This window comes from Bacteroidota bacterium (assembly GCA_038746285.1).
Taxonomy (GTDB): Bacteria; Bacteroidota; Rhodothermia; order Rhodothermales; family JANQRZ01; genus JANQRZ01.
Window position 1 is genome coordinate 1 of sequence record JBCDKT010000124.1, and the last position, 1838, is coordinate 1838.

The 1838-nt window shown below is 71.4% G+C and carries 2 protein-coding genes; one reads left to right on the forward strand and one right to left on the reverse strand.

The window, feature by feature from the left end:
* The first annotated feature begins 41 nt into the window (after nucleotides 1–41).
* Nucleotides 42–1049, forward strand: a complete 1008-nt coding sequence (locus AAGI91_17795) for a zinc-dependent alcohol dehydrogenase family protein (protein ID MEM1044467.1) — start codon at nucleotides 42–44, stop codon at nucleotides 1047–1049.
* Between the two features lie 19 nt (nucleotides 1050–1068).
* On the opposite strand, the gene AAGI91_17800 is transcribed toward AAGI91_17795, so the two are convergent.
* Nucleotides 1069–1838, reverse strand: a 770-nt coding sequence (locus AAGI91_17800; GenBank protein MEM1044468.1) for a tetratricopeptide repeat protein, incomplete at its 5' end; no start/stop codon positions are given.

Sequence of the window (1838 nt, forward strand, 5' to 3'; positions counted from 1 at the left end):
CCCTGAAGGACTGAATCCCTGAAAAACTGGACCACTCGCCCATGCGCGCCCTCCGCTTCCACACGACCGGCCGTCCTGCCGAGGTGCTGCGCCTCGACACGCTGCCCGACCCCGAGCCGGGTCCCGGCGAGGTGCGCGTCCGGCTCACGCACCGCCCCATCAACCCGGCAGACCTGCTGGAAGTGCGCGGGCGCTACGGTACCACGCCCGATCTCCCGGCGGTGGCGGGGCACGAGGGGGTCGGCGTTGTGGACCGCATCGGTGCAGGTGTGCCGGAGGCGGCGCTCGGCCAGCGCGTGGTGCCCCTCGACGCCGGGCCGACGTGGCAGACGCACCTCGTGGCCCATCCGCGCGACCTGCTCGATGTCCCCGATGGCGTCCCCGACGAAGCGGCGGCGCAGCTCTTCGTCAACCCGCTTACGGCGTGGCTGCTCGTCGATCATTTCGGGCAGGGATGGTATGGCACACTGCCAAAGGGCGCATGGCTCGTGCAGTCGGCGGGCGCGACGACGGTGGGACGACTCGTCGCGCAGCTCGCACGACAGGCAGGGGCGCGCAGTGTCAGCCTCGTGCGGCGAACGTCAGACATCGTCCTGCTCGAAGGCCTCGGGGCCGATGCCGTGATCGTCGTCGAGGAGACATCTGATCCGAAAGCCATCCGTGCACAGATCCGAGCCGCGACTGGAGGGGCCCCGATTCGCCTCGGCATCGACGCGGTAGGTGGGGCGACGGGCGCGCTCGTGGCGTCGGCGCTGGGCGAGGGCGGGGTGCTGCTATCGTACGGCGTCCTCAGCGGCCAGCCGCTTCTGCTCGACGTTGGGCGTGTGATCTTCCGGCGGCTCACCGTGCAGGGCGTCTGGCGTACGCGCTGGTTCGCGACCGCCCCGTGCGCCGTCAGCCGGGCCGCGCTCGTCCACCTCGCCGACCTCGTCGCGCAGGGCCTCCTCACCCTTCCGGTGGCGGGCACCCACGACCTCGCCGAGATCGACGATGCGCTCGCCCACCAGGCTCAACCGGGCCGACGCGGGAAGGTGCTCTTGACCGGCTGAGCGTCGGTGCTTCGGCGCGCTATCGTTTCGGCACCGCGACCGCCAGCGCGGCCTCAGCCCGCTGTACGAGCGAGTGCTGGGTGCCGAGAAGGTCACGTAGCGGCGGGACGTACTCCACGAGCAGGGCCTGGCCTTCGCGCTGCTTCGCGGGGGCGTCCTGCCCGACGAGGATCAGCCCGAGCACCACGTGCGCATCGACGACAGCCTGGTGGTCGGGTTCGAGGTGGCGGCGGAGCCCGTCGAGCGCGAGGCGAGCGTTGCGCTCGGCCTCGGCGTCGTTGCCACGCAGGTAGGCGATGGAGGCGTACTTCATCATCAGGTCGGCGCGGCGCGGGTGGTCAGGCGCGTAGGTCGCCTCGAACACCGGCTCGGCGGCATCGAGGAGGGCCTCGGCCTCGTCCGGCTGCTCCTGCGCGATGAGCAGCGTGGCGAGCCGCACTCGGTCCCCTGCGACGTACGGGTGATCGTCGCCGAGCGCGGCCAGGTCGATGCGGAGCGCCTCGCGGTAGGCGGCCTCCGCTTCGGCGTAGCGTTCGAGCGCGAAGTGCAGCGCGCCCAGGTTGAGGACGGTCGCGGAAAGGTCGGGGTGGCTGTCGCCGAAGAGCTTCCGTTGGATGCGCAGGGCTTCTTCGTAGGCGGCTTGGGACTCGCGGTAGCGCCCCTGGTCGACCAGCACGAGGCCGAGTTGGTTGTAGTCGAGCGCGGCCGATGCGCTCTCGGGGCCGTAGAGCTGGATGCTGAGCGCGAGCGACTCCCGGAAGAGCGGCTCCGCCTCGTCGAGGCGGCCCG

What these genes read in the sequence shown, in the direction of transcription:
- AAGI91_17795 (MEM1044467.1), top strand. Translation starts at nt 42, where the DNA reads ATGCGCGCCCTCCGCTTCCACACGACCGGCCGTCCTGCCGAGGTGCTG.